Genomic DNA, 20896 nt, shown 5'->3' with positions numbered 1-20896 from the left:
ATGACAGAACACGCGGATGAAGCGGGTGGCAAGGGCGGAGAAGCCGCTACCGACCCCGCTACCGACGCCGCGGCGCCACCCAAACCGGCAAGCACGAAGCCGAAGCGCGCGCCGCGGACCTCCGAATTCCGCATCGCCGAGCAGCCGGCATTCGTGCTGCACAGCTATCCGTATCGCGAGACGAGTCTCATCATCGATGTCTTGTCGCGCGACCACGGGCGGCTCGCGCTCGTCGCGAAAGGCGCGAAGCGCCCGCATTCCGCGCTGCGCGGCGTGCTTCAGACCTTCCAGCCGCTCGCGATGTCGTGGTCGGGCAAATCGGAGATGCGTACGCTGACGGGCGCGGAGTGGGTCGGCGGCATGCTGCCGCTGACCGGCGATGCGCTGTTGTGCGGCTTCTACGTCAACGAGCTGCTCGTCAAATTCTGCGCGCGCGAAGATCCGCATCCGCAACTGTTCCATCACTACGTCGTCACGCTGACCCGGCTTGCCCACGATGAACCGCCCGTGCAAGTGCTGCGGTCGTTCGAGCGCGTGCTCTTGCGCGAAACCGGCTATGCCATGGCGCTCGATCGCACCGTCGCTCGCAAGGCCGTGGTACCCGACGGCAAGTACGTGTTCGACCCGGAGCGGGGCGTGCGCGATGCGAGCGGCGATTTGGCCTTGCAATGGCCCGCGCATTGGCCGGTCGTCTCGGGGCAAACATTGCTCGATATGGAGCAGGACGATTACCATCGTGCGCAGACCGTCGCGCAAAGCAAGACGCTGATGCGCTTTTTGCTCAACACCTATCTTGGCGGAGCGCCGCTTGCCACCCGCCAGATCCTGATCGATTTGCAGAATCTATGAGCTTCTTTCTTACGTCGCCCAATGCGATCGACCTCGGCGTGAACATCGATCACGTCGCCACGCTGCGCAACGCGCGAGGCACGTCGTATCCCGATCCGATCCATGCCGCGCTGCTCGCGGAAGAGGCCGGTGCCGACGCGATCACGCTGCATCTGCGCGAAGACCGCCGGCATATCGTCGACGCCGACGTTCGATCGTTGCGCACGCAACTGAAGACGCGCATGAACCTCGAGTGCGCGATCACGCAGGAGATGCTCGATATCGCTTGCGAAGTGCGTCCGCATGACGTGTGTCTCGTGCCGGAAAAGCGTCAGGAGTTGACGACCGAAGGCGGTCTCGACGTCGCCGGCCACTTCGAGTCGGTGCGTGCGGCTTGCCGTCAGCTCGCCGATGCCGGCTCGCGCGTGTCGCTCTTCATCGATCCCGACGAGGCGCAGATCCGCGCTGCTCACGAAGCCGGCGCGCCCGTCATCGAATTGCATACGGGCCGCTATGCCGAAGCGCGCGATCAGGCCGAGCAGCAGAGCGAATACGAGCGAATCGTGCGCGGCGTCGAATTCGGCGCGTCGCTTGGGCTCAAGGTCAATGCGGGGCACGGTCTGCACTACACGAACGTGCAGCAGATCGCCGCCATCGAAGGCATCGTCGAGCTGAACATCGGCCACGCGATCGTTGCGCACGCCATCTTTGCGGGCTGGGAGAACGCGGTGCGCGAGATGAAGGCGATCATGGTCGCGGCGCGTCTCGCCGCCCTGCACTGACGTCGAGGGTGCGCATGGCAATCTACGGCATCGGCACCGATATCGTTCAGGTAAGCCGCGTCGCGGCGGTGATGAAACGCACAGAGGGGCGCTTTGCCGAGAAGGTGCTCGGCCCCGACGAATTGCGTGTCTATCAGGCCCGCAACGCGCGCTCGGAAGTGCGCGGCCTGGCGTTTCTCGCGACGCGCTTTTCCGCGAAGGAAGCATTTTCGAAAGCGATCGGTCTCGGCATGCACTGGCCGATGACATGGCGCGCATTGCAGACGCTGAACGAGCCGAGCGGCAAGCCCTTCGTCGTCGCATCGGGCGAGCTGGCGGACTGGCTCGCCGAGCGCCGCATTACCGCGCGCGTGACGGTCAGCGACGAGCGTGATTACGCGGTGTCCTTCGTGATCGCCGAAACGGCCGAGACGGCCCAGGCCGGGTCGTCCCAAGCCGATCCCGCAGTCGAATGACGTTTTCGGCGTCTTTCCTTTGTTTGGCCGTCGGCGCCGTGGCAGCGCGGGCCACGATGGCCCAGCCCGTAATGGGCCAGGCCAAGATGGCCCAGCCCATAGTGGGCCAGGCCGTCTCCTTCTTATTCCTACGTTGATCCCATGAAAAATTCCCTCGGACCGGTGATGCTCGACGTGCTCGGCACCACCCTTACCGCCGACGACATGCGGCGCATCGCGCATCCGATGACGGGCGGCGTGATCCTGTTTTCGCGCCACTACGAAAACCGCGCGCAGCTCGTCGCGTTGACCGACGCGATTCGCGACGTGCGCGAGGACATCCTGATCGCCGTCGATCACGAAGGCGGCCGCGTGCAGCGCTTCCGCACGGGTGGCTTCACGGTGCTGCCGGCGATGGGCAAGCTCGGCGAGCTGTGGGACAAGGATGTGCTCTACGCGACGAAGGTGGCGACGGCGGTGGGCTACGTTCTGGCGTCGGAGCTGCGTGCGTGCGGCATCGACATGAGCTTCACGCCGGTGCTCGATTTGAACCACGGTCATTCGAAGGTGATCGGCGACCGGGCATTTCATCGCGATGCGCGCGTCGTCACGATGCTGGCGAAGAGCTTGAATCACGGTCTCGCGCTCGCGGGGATGGCCAATTGCGGCAAGCACTTTCCGGGACACGGCTTTGCGGCGGCCGATTCGCACGTCGCGCTGCCGACCGACGATCGCCCGCTCGACGAGATCCTGCAGGACGATGTCGCGCCGTACGATTGGCTCGGGATGTCGCTCGCCTCGGTGATTCCGGCTCACGTGATCTATACGCAGGTGGATGCGAAGCCGGCCGGCTTCTCGCGCGTGTGGCTGCAGGACATCCTGCGCGGCAAGCTGCGCTTCACGGGCGCGATTTTCAGCGACGATCTGTCGATGGAAGCGGCGCGCGAAGGCGGCACGTTGACCGAAGCGGCAACGGCGGCGCTCGCGGCCGGCTGCGATATGGTGCTCGTCTGCAATCAGCCGAACGCGGCGGAGCAGGTGCTCAACGAGTTGCGTTACGAGCCGTCGAAGGAGTCGCTGAGGCGCCTGAAACGCATGCGGCCGCGTGGCAAGGCGTTGAGCTGGGACAAGCTCGTCGGGCAGCCCGAGTATTTGCAGGCGCAGGCATTGTTGCGCAACGCGTTTGCCTGACACGCACAGCTGAAACGAAGACGCCGCCCTTTCGAGGCGGCGTTTTTGTTTGGCCAGCTAGAGCGGAGCGCGGTGGTAGCGCGCTTCGGCAGCGTGTGCCGCCGTCACGACAGCTTCATCCGCTGCAGCTTGTTGTAGAGCGTCTTCGGGCTGATGCCAAGCAGCGTCGCTGCGCGATGCCGCGTGCCGCCGACCGCGTCGAGCGTCGCGCGAATCAGCAGGTCTTCGACATCGGCGAGCGGCGTCCCCACCGTCACCTGCACGCTGCCGCCGTTCAAGCGGCGGCCGCCCGCGCTGCTGGCCTCGTCTGCCCGCAGCGTTTCGATCACTTCGCCCGACGCGTTGTACGCGCGCCGCACGCGCTCGTGCAGCTCGCGGACATTGCCCGGCCAGTCGTACGTAAGGCACTCGCGAATCAGGTTCGGGCCGATGTGCTTGTTCACCGTCGCAAAACCGCTGGCGTTGACTTCACGATTCAGGTCGTCGACGAGCACTTCGGCGAACAGCACCGCGTCTTCGCCGCGCTCGCGCAGCGGCGGCAGTGCGATCGACGACGCGTCGAGCCGCAGCCATAGGTCTTCGCGCAGCGTGCCGTCGGCCACTGCTTCGCGCACAGGCCGGCGGGTCGCCGCGATGAGCCGGAAATCCGTGACCACCTGGTTCGTTCCGCCGACGCGCATGAACGTCTGCGAATCGAGCGCGCGCAGCAGCGCTTCTTGTTGCGCGAGCGGCAACTCGGTGATCTCGTCGAGAAAGAGCGTGCCGCCGCCTGCCTGCTCGAAGAGGCCGGGCTCGCGGCGCTCCGCGCCCGCGAAGGCGCCGTGCTCGTGACCGAAGAGGATGCTGTCGGCCGAGCGGCTGCCGTTGATGTCGTGCGCGAACGAGCGGCAGTCGAACGAGACGAACGGACCTTTGCGGCGGCGGCTCATCTCATGCAGCGTGCGCGCCGCGATCTCCTTGCCCGTGCCCGCTTCGCCGTAGATCAGCACGGCGCTCTCGGTCGGCGCCGTATGCTCGATCCGGTCGTAGACGTGCTGGATCGCGTCGCTGCGCCCGATCATCGGTCCGAAATGGCCAAGCCGCCGCAACGTCGCGCGCAGCGTCTGCACTTCCTCGGTCAGTTCGTACGGGCGCGGAATGCGCGCAAGCAGGCTGCGCAGGCGCGGAATGTTGACGGGCTTGAGCAAATAGTCCCAGATCCCGTGGCGCAGGCCCTCGATCGCGCTTTCGACCGTTGCGTTGCCGGTCATCACGATGACGGGCAGGGTGCCGTCGGGCGGCTGCGACGGGAGATTCGGCAGCAGGTCCAGACCGCCGCCATCGGGCAGGTTCAAGTCGACGAGCACGACGTCGGGAATGAAGCGCGTCAATGCAGCCCTGGCTTCGGCGAGCGAAGTTGCGGTATCGACGGAAAAGCCGTCGGCGGCAACGATCGCGGAGAGGCCTGACAGGCTATTGGGATCGTCTTCGACAATCAGGGCGTGTGGCATGGCTGGCGCAATCAATCAAATGGTCGATAACCCGCTCTCGGCGGTCGGTCCGATGCGTCTCGCGGGAGTTGTATAGAGCCAAGCAGCATAAGAACGCTGCTTGCCGTCCTATTTTTGAGATGAATGGGGCGGCGAAAGTTACTTCAGCATATAGCGTGCCATAAGAAAATAACTATATAGAACAATGATTTGTATCCGAATGTTGCGCTCTCGACGCGATCGGATAGGCAATTTGGAGAGGGCGACCCGGTAAAGTTTTCTTAGAACATACACGACTCGCACTAAAAAGAAAAAGCGCCCCCGAGGGAGCGCTTTTCGATCTGACCGCTAACGGCGCGGCCGGACTGCCTGGGATAGACCGTCCAGCTTAGGCGCGGCTGCGATATTCGTGCGTGCGCGTATCGATTTCGATCTTGTCGCCGATGTTGCAGAAAAGCGGCACTTGCAGTTCGAAGCCGGTGTTGATCTTCGCGTTCTTGAGCACCTTGCCCGACGACGTATCGCCCTTGACCGCCGGCTCCGTGTAGATGATTTCGCGCACGAGCGTGGTAGGCAGCTCGACCGAGATCGCCTTCTCGTTGTAGAACACGACTTCGCAAGCCATGCCTTCTTCGAGGTAGTGCAGCGCGTCGCCCATCATTTCGCTTTCGACTTCGTACTGGTTGTAGTCGGCGTCCATGAACACGTACATCGGGTCGGCGAAGTACGAGTAGCTCACTTCCTTGCGGTCGAGCACGACGACGTCGAATTTATCGTCAGCCTTGTACACCGTTTCCATGCCTGCGCCGGTCAGCAGGTTCTTGAACTTCATCTTGACGACGGCGGAGTTGCGGCCCGATTTGTTGTATTCGGCCTTCTGCACGACCATTGCGTCGTTGCCGATCATCACGACGTTGCCGGTGCGGAGTTCCTGAGCGATCTTCATAAAACTGTCCTGTGCGAATTTAAAGTCAATGTTGCTCAACGGCATCGATGCGCAGGGCGCCTAGGTACATTGCAGGCCGTTGGATAACCGCTTATTTTAACTGAGTTTTTGCGAATTTAGCCAGATTTCCGGCGAGGTCGCCGACGGCGGCCAGTTCGTGCGCCCAAGCGGCCGCCCGTGTCTCAAATTCGGTGCGATGCCGCCAATAATCGGACCAATCCGGCTCGCCGCCGCCGTTCCACGCGTGCCAGAAGCGCTCCATCGAAACGCGCGCGGCCTTGGGGAGCGTGGCGGTGCAGTGGGCGAGGGCGGCGTCCAGCTTCTGCAGGTGCACGTTGTCCGCTTGCGGATAGATCTGCCAGACGAACGGACGCCGCGCCCATTGCGCACGCACGAACGAATCCTCGCCGCGCACGAAGTTGAGGTGGCTCGCCCATAGGAGCGCGTCGTAGGCCGGCTGTTCGGTGAACGCGAGCGCATGCGCGCGCAGGCTGCCGCGTTGCGCATGAGCGCCTGCGCTGAACGACGGCAGGCCGAAGAAACGCCCGACTGCGCCCGAGATACGACCTTCCGGCACCAGCAGACAGGTCGGTTCCGCTTGGTCCCGCCACTGTTCGAGCAGGGTGTCGACGGCGGGATTTTCATACGCAAAGAGCGATACGACGGTCGCCTCGGATTCCGGCGGCGGTCCTCCCGTGGTGTTTCGCCACCAGGCGTCGCGCGCCTCCTGTGACGATTCGAACGCCTCTCGTGCCGAATCCAGACCGCGTTCCTTCAACACGCCGCCAGTGCCGGCGCCGAGGCCGGGGAAGAAAAAGGTCTTGGTCAGCGGATAACGCGGATGCGGCGAGGGGCGCAGATGGAAATCCGCGACCCAGTCCTCCCCGCTCAGGTACTCCAGATTGATCCAGATCGGCGCGCGCTCGCGGCGCGCCATCGCGGCGATGTAGGCAGGCGGCAACTCGCAGGCGAACGCTTCGATCACGACGTCCGCGACTTTGAGCGTATCGCCGGCGTGTGCCGGCTCGTGCCAATGCTCGATCGCGATGCCCTCGACGGTCTGCCGGGGCAGATCGACGTCGATCGCGCGGCACAGCCGCTGGAACGCATGCAGATCGTCGACGAATACGCGCACCTGCCAGCCGTGTTCGGCCGCGAGCTGCCGAGCGAGACGCCAGCACACGCCGATATCGCCGAAATTGTCGACGACCGCGCAGAAGATGTCGCACGCGATGCGGTCGTCGGCTTTCGCCGGAGCGCGCGCGGACTCGCGCCGGGAATGGGAGGGAGGTGGGTGAGCGGGCATGGCGGTTGCCTCCGAATGTGCGTGCGGTTCGGGCACATGCGGAATGTTCTAAACTGGCGATTCTAAAGCACACGCGTGGCGACTTCGCGCTTAGCGAGCCTCTCGCGAATTGCCCCCGGCGCCCTGTCGCGCGACGCACTGTTCGAACTCTGCATGACCGATACCGACGTTCTCGAACCCGACTTCGAACCGAAGAAAATCCTCGCGCAGCTGCCGCATTTGCCGGGCGTCTATCGCTATTACGACGCGCAAGGCGCCGTGCTGTACGTCGGCAAGGCGCGCGACCTGAAAAAGCGCGTATCGAGCTATTTCACGAAGACGCAGCTGTCGCCGCGCATCGCGATGATGGTCACGCGCATCGCACGCATCGAGACGACCGTGACGCGCTCCGAAGCCGAGGCGCTGCTGCTCGAGAACAATTTGATCAAGGCGCTGACGCCGCGCTACAACATTCTGTTTCGCGACGACAAATCGTACCCGTATCTGAAGCTGACCGCGCATCCGTTCCCGCGCATGGCGTACTACCGGGGCGCGGTCGACAAGAAGAACCAGTACTTCGGTCCGTTCCCGAGCGCATGGGCGGTGCGCGAGAGCATTCAGATCCTGCAGCGCGTGTTCCAGTTGCGCACCTGCGAAGACTCCGTGTTCAGCAACCGCACGCGGCCGTGCCTGCTGCATCAGATCGGCCGCTGCACGGCGCCGTGTGTCGGCGCGGTCAGCGAAGAGGACTACGCGCGCGACGTCTCGAACGCGTCGCGCTTTCTGCTCGGCCGGCAGACCGAAGTCATGAAGGAGCTCGAAGAGAAGATGCACGCGTTTGCCGGCGAGTTGAAGTTCGAGCAGGCGGCAGCGGTGCGCAATCAGATGAGCTCGCTGGCGACGGTGCTGCATCAGCAGGCGATCGAGGTGGGCGGCGACAGCGACGCCGATATTCTCGCGGTCGTCGCGCTCGGTGGGCGCGTCTGCGTGAATCTCGCGATGGTGCGCGGCGGCCGTCATCTCGGTGACAAGGCGTATTTCCCTGCGCATGTCGAAAGCGCGCTGACGGCAGACGAAGGGGGGCTCGGCGTTGCGGAGGAGAGTGTTGCCGCGTCGGCGGATGACGCCGCTGCGATGGCGATCGATTCCGCGCAGGCCAGGCCGCGCGCGGGCGCACCGAAGTCTTCCGGCGACCCGGATGAGGTGCCGGACCCTCTTGCCGTCGCACAAGAAATGTCGTCCGAAGCAGAGACCGATGCCGATGACGCTGAGCCGGCTTCGCGCTCGCGCGAACCCGGCATCGAAAGTGAAGTGCTCGATGCGTTCATCGCACAGCACTATCTCGGCAACCGCGTGCCGCCCGTGTTGATCGTGAGCCACGCGCCGGCGAATCGCGAGTTGGTTGAGCTCTTGACCGAGCAGGCGGGGCACAAGGTCACGGTGTTGCGCCAGCCGCAGGGGCAAAAGCGCGTGTGGCTCGGCATGGCCGAACAGAACGCGCGCCTCGCGCTCGCGCGTCTGCTCTCCGAGCAAGGCTCGCAACAGGCGCGCACGCGTGCGCTCGCCGATACGCTGGGGCTCGAAGGCGAGGATCTCGCGCATTTGCGCGTCGAGTGCTTCGACATCAGCCACACGATGGGCGAGGCCACGCAGGCGTCGTGCGTGGTTTATCACCATCACAAGATGCAGTCGGGCGAATACCGTCGCTACAACATCACCGGCATCACGCCAGGCGACGATTACGCGGCGATGCGCCAAGTCCTCACGCGCCGCTACGAGAAGATGGTTGCGCAGGCCGCGCAGAATGCGGCCGATGAAGCGGTGGCGCTGCAACCGGATGCGGCAGCCGATCCGAACGCAGCGGCTGAAGCGGCCGAGCCCGTTGCGGCCGGCGGTCTCTTGCCGAACATCGTGTTGATCGACGGCGGCAAAGGGCAAGTCGAAATCGCGCGCCAGGTTTTCACCGAGCTGGGTCTCGACTGCGGCATGCTGGTCGGCGTCGCGAAGGGCGAGGGCCGCAAGGTCGGCCTCGAGACGCTGATCTTCGCCGATGGCCGCACGCCGCTCGAGCTGGGCAAGGAAAGCGCCGCGCTGATGCTCGTTGCGCAGATCCGCGATGAGGCGCACCGATTCGCGATCACCGGGATGCGAGCGAAGCGTGCGAAGACGCGCCAGACGTCGCGTCTCGAAGAGCTCGAAGGCGTCGGCGCGAAACGGCGTCAACGGCTGCTGGCGCGCTTCGGCGGGTTGCGTGGCGTCGTGGCGGCGAGTGTGGACGATCTGGCGAGCGTCGAGGGCATCTCGCGGTCGCTTGCCGAGCAGATCTATCGGCAGCTTCATTGAACCCGTGTATAACCCGTCTGCCGTGCCGCATCGGCGCTGCAAGCCGCTTGGCTTGTGACACCTTCGGCGACACGGCACAATGACATCTCCTTGGCCCTCATTTTTGCGCAGCGCTTGCCCATGCCGTTCAACATTCCGATTTTCCTGACGTGGCTGCGAATCGTGCTGATCCCGCTCATCGTCGGCGTGTTTTATCTGCCGGACATCATGATGAGCCCCATGCACCGCAATATCGCAGCGACAACGATCTTCGTGGTCGCCGCGCTGACTGACTGGTTCGACGGTCATCTCGCGCGCAGGTGGAATCAGACGTCGGCGTTCGGCGCGTTCCTCGACCCTGTCGCCGACAAGCTGATGGTGACGGCAGCGCTTCTCATCCTCGTGCAATTGGCGCGGATCGAATCGGCGATCGCGCTGGTGATCGTCGGCCGCGAGATCGCGATTTCGGCGCTGCGCGAATGGATGGCGCAGATCGGCGCGTCGAAGAGCGTCGCCGTGAATCAGTTGGGCAAGTTCAAGACGGCGTGCCAGATGGTGGCGATTCCCATGCTGCTCTACTACGGGCCGCTGCCGCTCGGCGCGTTCGTGATGGACACGCGCGTGTGGGGCCTGTGGCTCATCTATCTCGCGACAGTGCTGACGATCTGGTCGATGCTGTATTACATGAAGCTCGCGTGGCCGCAGATCCGCGAGCGCGGCGGCATCTTGTAATGCGCTTGCCGCAAATAGTTAGCCAGAAGGGGTTGACACGTTTCAGTGGCTTATACATAATCTCGTTTCTCCGATGCACGCAGGTGCTGATCGGGAAGCAGCAAAACGCGGGAGTAGCTCAGTTGGTAGAGCGCAACCTTGCCAAGGTTGAGGTCGCGAGTTCGAGACTCGTCTCCCGCTCCAGATTCGAAGCGGCGTTTTGTTGAAGTGTTGTCGGCATGAACAAGGCAATGCGCTGCACATGCAGGACCATGCGGGAGTAGCTCAGTTGGTAGAGCGCAACCTTGCCAAGGTTGAGGTCGCGAGTTCGAGACTCGTCTCCCGCTCCAGACATACGGGGAAGCAACGCTTCCCTTTTTGTTTGGTGGCCAGTCGGCCAAACGTATCAATCTGCGAATCGTTGCAACGCGTGATGAATGGCGACGGTTAAGCAGTCCGCTTATGGCGCGATAGCAAAGCGGTTATGCAGCGGCCTGCAAAGCCGTGTAGGCCGGTTCGACTCCGGCTCGCGCCTCCAGATGAAAAAGCCCCGAATTGTCGGGGCTTTTTGTTTTTCGCACGCTATTGCGTGCTGCGCTTGAACGACTCCAATTCGTTGGTATAGCGTTCGCTTCGCACTCCGTTGCTTCCGTAGTACTCCTCGACCGACTTTACCCAGCGGCCGATTTCAGGGGCGTACTAGAAGTTCGGTAACGGGGTGCTGAGGCATCGTCCCGCTGGATGGCTCCGCATGGCCTTTGCTGCCGCATCGCGGCATAATCGTCGCACTGAGCCATTCCGTACGCGCCTTCTGCGTAATCCCACGCCATGATGACCGAATCGAAACCCACTCCGTCCGTCGAGATCGAATGGCACTGGAAGCCGTTCTCCGAACTGAACTCCAACGAAGTCTACGACATGCTCGCGGCGCGCAGCGCGGTTTTCGTCGTCGAGCAGAACTGTGTCTACGGCGATATCGACGGGCAGGACGCGAATGCGTGGCACCTGTTCGCCTACGACGGCAGCGGTAGCGACAAGCCGCTTGCGGGCTATCTGCGCGTGTTGCTGCCCGACGAAAAAGAAACCGACGTGCGCATCGGCCGGGTGCTGACCACGGCCGCGTATCGCGGCATCGGCCTGGGCAGCTCGATGCTCGAGCAGGCGCTCAAGCACATCGTCAAGCAATGGCCCGACGCTGCGATCAGTCTGCATGCGCAAGCGCATCTGCAGGCGTTCTATGGTGCGTTCGGTTTCGAGCCGAGCTCCGATGTCCACGATGAGGACGGCATCCCGCACGTCTGGATGCGCTCGGTATAAGACGCAAAGGGCGGCCTGCAAGCCGCCCTTCTTTCGACGCTTTCTTTTTTCAGCCGCTCAGCCAGCGTGCAGCGGACGCTGCGGCGCCACTCCCGCGTCTTTGTTGCGCCCATCGTCGCGCATACGCTCCTGCCGCAAGCGCTCGCGTCCCGAGAGCCGCATCCAGTGACGCAGCGCGATCAGCGCGCCGAACACGCTCATCATCGAGCCGGGAATCCATAGCAGCAAGCCGCCGATCTGCTGATCGCGAATCGGACTGATCCAGGTGAACGCGCGGCCGCAGATCGAGTAGATCGGATACAGCTCGCGCGGCGTGAAGAAGATCAGCGCGCCGAGCACGATTTGCGGCGGAATCGCCGCGACGACCATCATGATGCGTCGCCCCGGCGCGAGCCGCGCAGGCGGCGCGGGCCGCGGGTCGAGCACGAGCCACCAGAACATCAGCCCGTCGATCACCATGCTCCAGTTCATCACGCGATAGAGCCGCCAGTCGAGCATCGCCTTGAAGTGAATCGGCGACAGCAGCCAGAAGTAGATCAGCCCGACGAACAACACCACGGCGACGACCGGCTGGAACAGCACATCGAGCACGATGCGCACCGGCTTGGTCTGCAGCGCCGGACGCATGAAGCGTTGTCGCCAGCTGAACGGAATCCCCGCGCGCAACGCTGCGCCCGGATATGACCACGCGATGAAGAACGGCCCGAGGTGATGCAGGACGAGATGCTGCGCGCGGTGCATGAAGAACTCATGCTCGAAGTAGTAGTCGAGCCGCGTATGCAGCGCGAGGTAGAGCGCCACCAGCCCGAACCAAAACGACAGTTGCCGCCGCAACGTCGTCCGCGCCTTGGGCGCGCCGCGCGCAAAGAGTACCGCCGCGACCAGCACGCAGACGACGACCGTCGGCGACGGTTCCCACGGTTCGAGCCAATACAGCAGATTCATCGCGGGCGTCTTACTTGGTTTGCGAAGGCGGCTTGACGGCAAACGGCGCGTCGATGCGTTCACCGTCGGAGAACTCGAGCTTCAGATGCACGGTGTCGCCCGGGGCGATCTTGCGCTTCGCGTCCATCAGCATGAAGTGGTAGCCGCCCGGCGAGATCGTCAGCTGACCGTGCGCGGGTACGGTCGCCTTGTCGACGTGCACCATCTGCTGCGTCGAACCGTTCGACACGGTCTCGTGCAGCATCGCGTCGCCGTAGTCGGGGCTCGTCACACCGACGAGATCGATCGGCTTGTCGCTCGAATTCGTGAGCGTCACGTAGCCGGCCGCGGGCAGGTTGTTCGGCAGCCAGCGGACCCACGCGTTCTGGACACCGATCGCTTGCGCATCGGCGGCCTGTGCGCCGGTGCTGAACGCAACGACGATGGTGGAAGCGAGAGCGGCGGCTACGGCCTTAAATTTCATGGACATGCTGAATTCCGGGTTCTAGTTGGTGGTATTAAGAGGCGGTCTCGATCAACCTGCGCAGATCGGTGGCGATCGTGTCCGGCGAGTCGCTGTCGGTGGCGAGCAGGCGCGCGTGGCCTTCGGCGTCGAAAATGTAGACGGCCGAGCTGTGCGTCACTTCGTAGTTGCCGCTCGGGTCGAGCTTCTCCATCTGATACGCGACGCGGTAGCGCTTCGCGAGCGATTCGATCTGGCCGTCGCTGCCAGTGAGGCCGCGCGCGTGCTCGGCATCGAACGCGCCGACGTAGTCGTGCAGCGCCTTCGGCGTATCGCGAGCGGGATCGACCGTGATGAACAGGATGCGCACCTGTTTCGCGTCGGGCCCGAGCTTTGCGAGCACTTGCATGAGCCGCGCCATCGTTTCCGGGCACACGTCCGGGCAATGCGTGTAGCCGAAATAGACGAGGGTGGTGTCGCCCTTGAAGGCCGACGCGTCGACGGGCTTGCCGTTATCGCCCGTCAGCGAGAACGCGAGGTCGGGCAGGTGGCCCGAGACGTTGGTCAGTTGCCATGGCGGCTCGTTGTGGGAGCATGCGGCGAGCAGCACGGAGCAGGAGGCGATGGCGGCAAGCGCCGCCAAGCGAAGGCGCCGGCGCAGCGTGGTGTTTCGTTGCGGGGGCTGGTCCGGCGCGCCGCGCGGCGCACGGACGGCTTGGAACAGAGGCAGCATCCGGAACTCAATGAAATGACAGGGTGCGCACGGCTGGTCGCGGAAACGCCCGTTTCGTGTGCAGCGGCTGCGAATGTAGCGCAATTTGCGATTAGCCGCTGTCGTGCGGCCAAGATGCGTCCATATCAGAGTCAATATGTCGCAGCCATTGAAAGCAGGGTGTAACGTAACCGTTTCCGGTTTGAACGCACGCCCCTGTTTTTGCGGCTCGTTTGCCGTCGGGAATGGCTTTATCGAAAAAATGGCGCTCGCGCGGTAAGATGCGCAAACTTTTCCGGCGCGAACGGTCGTACCAGGCCGTGCAGCGCTGCAAGGCAATCACACTGATGCAATCACTACCGGCCTTCTTGTCTCTCTCCGAGACCGCGTTTTTCTTCGATTTCGACGGCACGCTCGTCGAACTGGCGCCGACGCCCGACGGCATTCATGTGCCGCCCGCGGTCATCGATCTGATCGGCGAGCTGCGGCGTCTGACGAATGGCGCGGTCGCAATCGTGTCGGGCCGCGGCATCGACAACATCGACTCCTTTCTCGGCATGCCGGATCTGCCGATCGCGGGCTTGCACGGCGCCGAGCGGCGCGACGCGAACGGCGATACACAGCGCGTCGGCTTCAACGACGAACGTTTGCTGCGCATGGAGCGCGTGCTCGAGGAGGTCGTGCAGGCGAACCCCGGCATGCTGCTCGAAATCAAGGGCGCGGCGCTCGCGCTGCACTATCGGAGCGCGCCGGAGCGCGAGCCGGCCGCGCGCGAAGCGACCCAGCGGCTCGTCGCCGACTACGCCGGCGCGTACGTGCTGCAGCCGGGCAAGATGGTCTACGAGATCAAGCCGAAGGATGTCGACAAGGGCCGCGCGCTGCGCGCGTTCCTCGACGAGCCGCCGTTTGCCGGCCGCACGCCGCTCTTCGCCGGCGACGATCTGACCGACGAGAAGGGCTTCGCGGTCGCCAACGAGCGGGGCGGGCTGTCGATCAAAGTCGGCGCGGGCGATACGTCGGCGCGCTCGCGCGTCGAATCGGTCGATGCGCTATACGAGTGGCTGTCCGCGATCGTCGCTGCCGCTCAACGCGCGTCATGAGCCGCCTCATCATCGTTTCGAATCGCGTCGCGCCGATTTCCGAGGGCGGTCCGGCGGCGGGCGGCCTCGCGGTCGGCGTCTACGATGCGCTGAAGGAAACCGGCGGGATGTGGTTTGGCTGGAGCGGCGACGTGCTCGCGTCCGGGCAGCCGCAGATCCAGCTCGAAGAGCGCGGGCCGGTGACGTTTGCCACCATCGGGCTCGTGCGCCGCGACTACGACCAGTACTACCGCGGGTTTTCGAACGCGACGCTGTGGCCCGCGTTTCATTACCGAGCGGACCTGATCCAATACGACCGCCACGATTTCGAGGGCTACCGGCGCGTCAACGCGTGGCTCGCACAGCAGCTCGTGCCGCTCTTGCGCGACGACGACGTGATCTGGGTCCACGACTACCATCTGATCCCGTTCGCGCAGGCGCTGCGCGCGGCCGGCGTGAAGAACCGCATCGGCTTCTTCCTGCACATTCCGTTTCCGGCGTCGCAAGTGCTGCTCGCGGTGCCGCCGCATCGGCAGCTCGTCGAGGCGCTGTGTTCGTTCGACTTGCTCGGCTTTCAGACCGAACCCGACTTGCGCGCGTTTTGCGACTACGTCGTGCACGAAGCGGCCGGCGAATGCGAGCACCCGGCGAAGAACGGATCCTCGACGATCCGCGCCTTCGGACGTACGCTGCGCGCGGCGGCTTATCCGATCGGGGTCTATCCGGACGAGATCGCGCAGCTCGCGAAGGCCGGCGCGCGAGGCAAACCGGTGCGCACGATGAAGGCGACGCTGCATGGCCGCAAGCTCATCATGAGCGTCGATCGTCTCGACTATTCGAAAGGACTCGTCGAGCGTTTCCGCGCATTCGAGCGCTTGCTGGATCAGGTGCCCGCGATGCGCAACAACGTGTCGTTCGTGCAGATTGCGCCGCCGACGCGCGCGGACATGCATGCCTATCAGGACATCCGCCTTCAGCTCGAAGGCGAGTCCGGCCGCATCAACGGGCGCTTCGCCGAACTCGACTGGACGCCGATCCGCTATATCCATCGGCAGTACGAGCGTCAGGTGCTCGCGGCGCTCTTTCGCGAGTCGCACGTCGGCTACGTGACGCCGTTGCGCGATGGGATGAATCTGGTCGCGAAGGAATATGTGTCCGCGCAAGATCCGGACGATCCTGGCGTGCTCGTGCTGTCGCGTTTCGCGGGTGCGGCTCAGGAGCTGGAGGGCGCGTTGATCGTGAATCCGATCGATATCGACGGGATGGCGGAGGCGCTGGCCACGGCGCTCGCGATGCCGGTTGCGGAACGTCGCGCGCGCTATCGCGACATGATTGGGCGGCTGCGCGAGAACAACGTGTCGGTGTGGCGCGACAACTTCCTTCGCGATCTCAAGCGCAGCGGGGAAGCGCGTCCTGCGGCGCGGGCCAAAACCGTGCGCAAGAAGGCGACTGTCGAATGACGTATTGAGCGCGACGGGCCGAGCGTCGAACGCCCCTCATCGCTCACCGCTCGGGCACAGCCCTCAAAAGAAAAAGCCGCTTCGCGAAAACGAAGCGGCTTTTGTTCGTGCGGCTTTTCTCACGTGCAAGCCGAAGGAACGCAGGCGTCAGGCGATGTGCTGCTCGTCGAACTTCTTGCCGCCGAGATGCAGCTGCGTGCCTTTGCCGTATTGCTTCGCGAGCAAATCGCGATACATACCGGGCCGGGCGCGCAATTCCTCGGGCGAGCCGTCGTCGACGACTTTGCCCGCGCTCATCACGATGATGCGGTCGAAGTTCTGCAGCGTCGACAGGCGGTGCGCGATCGCGATCACGGTGCGGCCCACCATCAGCCGGTCGAGCGCCTTCTGAATCGCTTCTTCGGACGCGCTGTCGAGTGCCGACGTCGCCTCGTCGAGCAGCAGGATCGGCGCATTCTTGAGGATCGCGCGCGCAATCGCGATGCGCTGGCGCTGGCCGCCCGAGAGCTTCACGCCGCGGTCGCCGACGATCGTGTCGAAGCCTTCCGGCATCGCTTCGATGAAGTCGGTGCAGCGCGCCTCGCGCGCGGCGGTGAGCACTTCCTCGCGGGTCGCTTCGGGCCGGCCGTAGGCGATGTTCTCGTAGACGGTCCGGTGGAAGAGCGAAATGTCCTGCGGCACGAGCGCGATCGATTGGCGCAGGCTGTCCTGCGTGATGGCTGCGATGTCCTGGCCGTCGACCTTGATCGAGCCGCCTTGCGTCTCGTAAAAGCGCTGCAGTAGCGCAAGCACGGTCGACTTGCCGGCGCCCGACTTGCCGACGAGGCCGACGCGTTGGCCCGGCTCGATGTGCAAATCGAAATGATCGAGAATCGCGCGGCGGCGCGGATAGGCGAACGTGACGCCGTCGAAGTCGACGCGGCCGCCTTGCGCACTCAGCTCGCCGGCGTCGTTGCGATCCGGCATGCTGTGCGGCTCGAGCAGCGTCTGGACGGCTTCCGCCAGACGCGCGATGTGCTGCGTCACGTCGACGAGCGCGACAGCGAGGTCGCGCGTGCCGTGCAGGATCGTAAAGCCGAGCGAGCTGACGAGGACGATGTCGCCGGAGGTCGCCTTGCCTTGGTCCCACAGCCACAACGCCCAGCCGAGCAAGCCGGCCGACAGCATCGCCGTGATCACGGCGTGCAAGAGGCGCAGCTTCTCGAGATACAGCAGGCTGCGCTGGCGCGCGTCCATCTCGGCCTTGACCGTCGCGCCGAAGCGCTTCTGCTCGCGAAACGTCATGCCGAACGCGCGCACGAGGCTCATGTTGCTGATCACGTCGACGAGCTCGCCGTCGACGGACGCCGCCTTGGTCGCGAACTGATGGTGCCGCGACGACCCGCGCTTCGCGAGCTTGAACAGCACGATCGAGAGCACGGCCGAGCAGGAGAGAAGGCCCGCCGCCATGATCGGATTCACCGTGACGATCATCACGATCGCGCCCATCACTGCGATGCACGGCGGCAACACGTTCCACGCCATCGTGTTCTCGGAGGTATAGACGGCGTTCGACGTCGCCGTGATCCGGCTCGCGAGCATGCCGGGCTGCTTCTCGGCGTAGTACGTGGGGGAATGTCCGCTGAGATAGGAGAACAGGTCGCGCCGCAGGTCGCCCGTCACGTTGACGAACGCATGCGCGGCGACCCAGCCGCCGATCCGCCACAGCAGGTTGTCGGCGGCGATCAGGCCGACCAGGATCGCGAACGCGCTCCACAGCGGGCCGGGGTGGTGACGCCCGGCGCCGAGCACGTCGATCAGATGCTTGATCGCGTACTGCGACCCGAGCGCGCAGCCGACCGCCGCGAACACGCTGGCCAGCACGATCGCATGGGCGACAGGGTGGCGCCGGATGTAGATCAGCAGAAACGCAAGCGGCCGATGCGCATAGCTCGAAAGCTTCGCATTGCGGGCGTTACGCTGGGCGACGGTGAGATGTTCCAATTCTTCGTGCGATCGACGCAAAACGGGTTGAGTCATGAAAAGAATAGTCTGCGGGTGGCGCGTCGCGAGCCAATATCAAGATAACAGCCGCTACAGGGCGACATTGTAAACACGCACAGCCCGTGCCGGAGCGCGGTGTTGTAAGCGCACTTTTCAGCGCGCCGGTCTGCGGGTGCGACCGCCGAGACGGCGCGTTTCGTGCTACGTAGCGCTCTGGCGAGCCCGAGTCAAGCGCCTAGGTTTTCCGAATTCTTTCTGAGATAGAATTACGAATTCCATTCAGGACCGACTGGCCGGTCTATCGGATGAAGCCGCGTTCGCGAGCGGGGAGACGGTACTCGGGAACCGGTGTCAGCAGTGGCTTAATCTAGAACTTTCTTAAAAAACAAAGGTTTGCAAAGTGTTTCGCCTTTGTAACAACGTAAAGACTTTGAAATGATGTGCGGCGCAACCCTTGCGCTGCCCCGATAATGGCGTCCGGGTTAGCCCTAGGAAATTTGTGCTGATCCGGTCAACGATTGTGAAAAAAGTACGTTAACGGCTCATGCCCGCCGTAGGTGCTTCACACATCGTTCGGGCATTTACTTGCCCAAGCGACCCACCGCAGGCTCATGGAACCGAATGCAGGATTGGCCGGCATCACTAACGAGATGCCGGCCGCCCACACCGGAGCAGGCGATTCGCTTTTAACAAACAGCAGTCATTTTTGCCTGAATTTTTACTAGGAGTTCATCTATGCGGATCGCTCAAATCGCTCCTCTGCACGAAGCGGTTCCCCCGAAACTGTACGGCGGCACCGAACGGGTGGTGTCGTACCTGACCGAAGCACTGGTCGAAATGGGACACGACGTGACGCTCTTCGCGAGCGGCGATTCGCAAACGTCGGCGAAGCTCGAAGCGGTTTGGCCGCAGGCGCTGCGCCTCGACCCGACGATCCGCGACACGATGGCTCCCCACATGCTGCTGCTCGAAGAAGTGCGCCGCCGCGCGGACGATTTCGACGTGCTGCATTTCCACATCGACTACTACCCGTTCTCGCTGTTCTCGCGCCAGCCGGTGCCGCAACTGACGACGCTGCACGGCCGTCTCGACCTGCCCGAGCTGCAGCCGATCTTCAACACGTTCAACGACGTGCCGGTGGTGTCGATCTCCGACAACCAGCGCGTCCCGCTGCCGCAAGCGAGCTGGCTGTCGACCGTCTACCACGGTCTGCCGGAGAACTTGCTCAAGCCGATTCCGGACGTGAAGCCGAGCTATCTCGCGTTCCTCGGCCGCATCTCGCCGGAAAAGCGCCTCGACACGGCGATCCGTATCGCCGAGAAGGCAGGCATGCCGCTCAAGGTCGCCGCGAAGCTCGACAAGGCCGACCGTGCCTACTACGAAGAAGTGATCAAGCCGCTGATGTCGCTGCCGCACGTCGAGTACATCGGTGAAATCAGCGAAGCCGAGAAGACCGAATTCCTCGGCAACGCACACGCGCTCCTGTTCCCGATCGACTGGCCGGAGCCGTTCGGTCTGGTGATGATCGAAGCGATGGCTTGCGGCACGCCGGTGATCGCGTTCAAGCGCGGCTCGGTGCCGGAAGTGATCGAAAACGGTGTGTCGGGTTTCGTCGTCGAAGACGAAATCAGCGCCGTGGCCGCCGTCAAGCGTCTGTCCTCGCTGCCGCGCGCAACCGTGCGCAAGGCGTTCGAAGACCGCTTCTCGTCGAAGGTGATGGCGCAGAACTACCTCAACTCGTACGAGGATCTGCTCCGCCAGAAGCGCCGCACCGTGCTGCGCGAAGTCGCGGCCGGCTAAGGTTCGCCAAAGCCAAAGGCGCGGGCGTCTTTCAGACGACCGTCGCCGGCAACGCCCGCATGCGAAGTCCCGCATGCGGGGCGTTGTTGTTTTTGCGCCTCGCTTCGAAGGCCCGTGGCTGCGTCCTTGCACCGATTTTGCGTTCGAAGCGGGCAATGCGCGTGAGCGGTTCTTGCAATGTCCCTATAATGGCCGCCGTGCCGTTTTTCGGATGGCGCGAAGCCGGACGGCGCCCAGCCCGACGGCGCTCAGTCGATGTCAGGAGGACGTTTTGGCGAGAACGAATCAAACGCGAGCGAATCCGGCGCCCGGCGCCGGAACGATATTCGCGCTGCGCGCCATCGGTCTCGTGATTCTCGCGCGCTGGCTCTATTCGATGTCGCAAATGGGGTATGGCGCGTCGCTGTCGGCGATGACGTCGTCGCCGTGGGCCTGCATCAACGTCGTCTTCCTGTTCCTCCTCATTGTCCTGCCAGGCGCTCAGGCGCGGGCCGAGCGCCCGTTCCATCCGCTGCCGCAATGGCTGCGTCAAGCGCTCCGGTTCTTCGCGCTGCTCGGGCTCGCGTTCGCGGTTTGGTCGATCGGGGCGTTTGTCTGGACCGCCGGCTGGCGCCGCACCATCAATACGATCGCGGAGACCAACGGCTGGCTCGTCGTCGCGCCGGCGCTCTACGCCGCGGTCATGTGGATTTGCCGCCCGCGCGCGCTGTGGCGCACGAACATCGCGGCCAAGCGCTTCGCGATCGGCCGCTACGCAATTTCGCTCGATGCGAACACGCGTACCGTCGTCGTGTGGGTCGAGAGCCGCAAGGTCGGGCAGTACGATGCGCGCGAGTTGTCGGTCAAATGGCCGGCGCCGGACGTGCAGCCCGTCGTGACGCCGCTAGGCGACGTGCGCGCCGTCGAAACGGCGTTGCCGGGCGCCGCGCCCGCGATGGCCTCCACGCACTCGCGTGTGGGCGGCCGGCATCTGCGCCAACGTATCGAGTTGCTGTGGGATTCGCCCGCCGCAGCCGGCCACAACCGGCAGACCGTGTTCCGCGTGCCGCTCGCCACCGAGGGCGACCGCGCCGCGGCCCGGGCGCTGGATGCAACCTTGCGACAGGCGTCGCCCGATATCGGTCCGGTCATTCCTCACACCTGACCGGCGCTGGGCTCCCGGCGGGCTGTATCACGAAGTGATATATTGA

18 protein-coding genes and 3 tRNA genes are annotated in these 20896 nt (G+C 64.1%); 14 read left to right on the top strand and 7 right to left on the bottom strand.

Going from position 1 to position 20896, the window contains the following annotated elements; translation table 11 throughout:
• The 4 genes from recO (at position 1) to nagZ (ending at position 3235) form a co-directional block, all read left to right on the top strand.
• Positions 1-849 carry a DNA repair protein RecO gene (recO, locus tag FAZ95_RS15660; RefSeq protein ID WP_437437742.1) on the top strand — a complete coding sequence of 283 codons (849 nt, stop codon included), beginning with the start codon at positions 1-3 and terminating at the stop codon, positions 847-849.
• The gene (gene pdxJ / locus FAZ95_RS15655) at positions 846-1610 is read left to right on the top strand and encodes a pyridoxine 5'-phosphate synthase (protein ID WP_137333278.1); all 765 of its coding nucleotides are present in this window, start codon (positions 846-848) and stop codon (positions 1608-1610) included. Before recO ends, pdxJ begins: the two co-directional genes overlap by 4 nt.
• A 14-nt stretch (positions 1611-1624) precedes the next feature.
• Positions 1625-2065: a holo-ACP synthase gene (gene acpS / locus FAZ95_RS15650; RefSeq protein WP_137333277.1), complete on the top strand. Its 441-nt coding sequence runs from the start codon at positions 1625-1627 to the stop codon at positions 2063-2065.
• A gap of 141 nt (positions 2066-2206) precedes the next feature.
• Entirely contained in the window at positions 2207-3235 is a 1029-nt protein-coding gene (gene nagZ, locus FAZ95_RS15645; protein ID WP_137333276.1) for a beta-N-acetylhexosaminidase, read from the top strand.
• Positions 3236-3339: 104 nt separating this feature from the next.
• On the opposite strand, the gene FAZ95_RS15640 is transcribed toward nagZ, so the two are convergent.
• From FAZ95_RS15640 to earP, 3 genes are all read right to left on the bottom strand, one after another.
• Positions 3340-4725 (bottom strand): sigma-54-dependent transcriptional regulator, encoded by a 1386-nt coding sequence (locus tag FAZ95_RS15640; protein ID WP_137333275.1) that lies wholly within the window; start codon positions 4723-4725, stop codon positions 3340-3342.
• A 367-nt stretch (positions 4726-5092) separates the two neighbouring features.
• Positions 5093-5650, bottom strand: a complete 558-nt coding sequence (gene efp / locus FAZ95_RS15635; RefSeq protein WP_137333274.1) for an elongation factor P — start codon at positions 5648-5650, stop codon at positions 5093-5095.
• 91 nt (positions 5651-5741) lie between these two features.
• A complete protein-coding gene (gene earP / locus FAZ95_RS15630; RefSeq protein ID WP_137333273.1) occupies positions 5742-6956 on the bottom strand; it encodes an elongation factor P maturation arginine rhamnosyltransferase EarP in 1215 nt (404 codons plus the stop codon).
• 153 nt (positions 6957-7109) lie between these two features.
• On the opposite strand from earP, the gene uvrC reads away from it, so the two are divergent.
• From uvrC to FAZ95_RS15600, 6 genes are all read left to right on the top strand, one after another.
• On the top strand, positions 7110-9278 hold the full coding sequence (gene uvrC / locus FAZ95_RS15625; protein ID WP_137333272.1) for an excinuclease ABC subunit UvrC: 2169 nt from the start codon (positions 7110-7112) through the stop codon (positions 9276-9278).
• 120 nt (positions 9279-9398) lie between these two features.
• A complete protein-coding gene (gene pgsA / locus FAZ95_RS15620) occupies positions 9399-9989 on the top strand; it encodes a CDP-diacylglycerol--glycerol-3-phosphate 3-phosphatidyltransferase (protein ID WP_137334582.1) in 591 nt (196 codons plus the stop codon).
• Positions 9990-10096: 107 nt separating this feature from the next.
• Positions 10097-10172 (top strand) — tRNA-Gly (locus tag FAZ95_RS15615).
• 70 nt (positions 10173-10242) lie between these two features.
• Positions 10243-10318: transfer RNA gene (locus FAZ95_RS15610), tRNA-Gly, on the top strand.
• Positions 10319-10432: 114 nt separating this feature from the next.
• A tRNA-Cys gene (locus tag FAZ95_RS15605) sits at positions 10433-10506 on the top strand.
• A 293-nt stretch (positions 10507-10799) separates the two neighbouring features.
• The gene (locus tag FAZ95_RS15600) at positions 10800-11285 is read left to right on the top strand and encodes a GNAT family N-acetyltransferase (protein WP_137334581.1); all 486 of its coding nucleotides are present in this window, start codon (positions 10800-10802) and stop codon (positions 11283-11285) included.
• 57 nt (positions 11286-11342) lie between these two features.
• Here FAZ95_RS15600 and FAZ95_RS15595 read toward each other — a convergent pair whose 3' ends face one another.
• The 3 genes from FAZ95_RS15595 to FAZ95_RS15585 are packed head-to-tail and all read right to left on the bottom strand — an operon-like array spanning position 11343 to position 13405.
• Entirely contained in the window at positions 11343-12230 is an 888-nt protein-coding gene (locus FAZ95_RS15595) for a cytochrome c oxidase assembly protein (protein WP_137333271.1), read from the bottom strand.
• A gap of 10 nt (positions 12231-12240) precedes the next feature.
• Positions 12241-12699: a copper chaperone PCu(A)C gene (locus FAZ95_RS15590; protein WP_137333270.1), complete on the bottom strand. Its 459-nt coding sequence runs from the start codon at positions 12697-12699 to the stop codon at positions 12241-12243.
• A gap of 28 nt (positions 12700-12727) precedes the next feature.
• Positions 12728-13405, bottom strand: a complete 678-nt coding sequence (locus FAZ95_RS15585) for an SCO family protein (protein WP_137333269.1) — start codon at positions 13403-13405, stop codon at positions 12728-12730.
• A 260-nt stretch (positions 13406-13665) separates the two neighbouring features.
• Here FAZ95_RS15585 and otsB point away from each other — a divergent pair, with 260 nt between their 5' ends.
• Positions 13666-14484, top strand: coding sequence for a trehalose-phosphatase (otsB, locus tag FAZ95_RS15580; protein ID WP_437437705.1), 819 nt, complete (start codon positions 13666-13668; stop codon positions 14482-14484).
• Positions 14481-15923, top strand: coding sequence for an alpha,alpha-trehalose-phosphate synthase (UDP-forming) (gene otsA / locus FAZ95_RS15575; RefSeq protein ID WP_137333268.1), 1443 nt, complete (start codon positions 14481-14483; stop codon positions 15921-15923). Before otsB ends, otsA begins: the two co-directional genes overlap by 4 nt.
• A gap of 147 nt (positions 15924-16070) precedes the next feature.
• On the opposite strand, the gene FAZ95_RS15570 is transcribed toward otsA, so the two are convergent.
• A complete protein-coding gene (locus tag FAZ95_RS15570) occupies positions 16071-17942 on the bottom strand; it encodes an ABC transporter ATP-binding protein (RefSeq protein WP_175425624.1) in 1872 nt (623 codons plus the stop codon).
• Positions 17943-18641: 699 nt separating this feature from the next.
• On the opposite strand from FAZ95_RS15570, the gene FAZ95_RS15565 reads away from it, so the two are divergent.
• Positions 18642-19706 (top strand): glycosyltransferase family 4 protein, encoded by a 1065-nt coding sequence (locus tag FAZ95_RS15565; RefSeq protein WP_137333267.1) that lies wholly within the window; start codon positions 18642-18644, stop codon positions 19704-19706.
• A 271-nt stretch (positions 19707-19977) separates the two neighbouring features.
• Complete coding sequence (locus FAZ95_RS15560; RefSeq protein ID WP_137333266.1) at positions 19978-20850, top strand: hypothetical protein; 873 nt, start codon at positions 19978-19980, stop codon at positions 20848-20850.
• Positions 20851-20896 lie beyond the last annotated feature (46 nt).

Origin of the sequence: Trinickia violacea (assembly GCF_005280735.1) — a bacterium.
Lineage (GTDB): Bacteria > Pseudomonadota > Gammaproteobacteria > Burkholderiales > Burkholderiaceae > Trinickia_A > Trinickia_A violacea.
This window is presented reverse-complemented; position numbering and strand designations above follow the sequence as displayed.